This window comes from Allobosea sp. 05T433 (genome assembly GCF_056396065.1).
Map to the genome: position 1 here is coordinate 1 of NZ_JBFTKS010000106.1, position 1033 is coordinate 1033.

Annotated in this window: 1 pseudogene; it reads right to left on the reverse strand. The window is 65.6% G+C overall.

From position 1 onward, the window contains the following. Positions 1-1033, reverse strand: a pseudogene (locus AC1DGP_RS35225) (transposase); the annotation flags it as partial.

The following is a 1033-nucleotide window of genomic DNA, read 5'->3' on the forward strand; positions in this document are numbered from 1 at the left end:
ACCGGCATCAGCTTCGCCATTTTCCTGAGGTTCTGGGCAGTGGCTGCGAGGAGGAACTCATCGCGGGCACCGCATGGTCCTCGCAGTCTCAAGCGGTCGAGTTTGAGGATGCGCTTCAGGTGCGCGAACAGCATCTCGACCTTCTTCCGTTCGCGTCGCGAGGTGACGTAGGCATCGGTGGCAGCGATGTCGCGCGCCATGTCGCGGGCGCCCTCGTGGATGGAGCGCAGAAGCTTGCGGGCAGGTTCTTTCGGACAGCAGCGCGGCTTCAGGGAACAGGCATCGCAGTCGCGCTTGACGGCTCTGTAGCGCATGAGGCCTTCACGATCGATGCCGTCGCGCGGCACCGCGAAGGGGCGGCGAAACTGCCGAAGCTCCTTGCCGCCCGGGCAGATGTAGAGATCGCGATCATGATCATAGGCGAAGTCGGATCGGCTGAAGGTGCCGTCCCGACGCTGGGATTTGTCGAACACGGGAACATGYGGCTCGATCCCGCGCTCGTGCACCAGCCAGGCGAGATTGTCGGCTGAGCCATAGGCTGCGTCCGCGACCAGCTTCTCGGGCCAGGTGCCGARCCTGTCCTGGGTGCGCTCGATCATGGTCCGCGCGGCGCCGACCTCGGCCTGCCGCACAGCCGTGGTCGCCTCCACATCCATGATGACGGCGTGCTTCAGGTCGATCAGATAGTTTGTCGCATAGGCGAAGAAGGCTTGCCCGCCATGGGCAGCCGTCCAGCGTGCGGCAGGGTCAGCTGGCGAGAGGAACTTGGGCACGACCGGCGTCGCCGCGCCGAAGGCCGCTTCGTCCAACACACGGCCAGATACTCGCGCACCGCATGGTTGGCGGCCTCAGGCGCCAGCCCATCCTTGCCGGGCACGCCGTTGTGGCGATTGGCATCGGCCTTGATCAGGCTGGCGTCGACCGCAAATCCCTCGCCACCGACCAGCCCTTCCGCCATGCAGCGTCGAACCGTCGTCTCGAAGACCTCGCGCAGCAGATCGCTGTCGCGGAAGCGACCGTGCCGGTTCTTCGA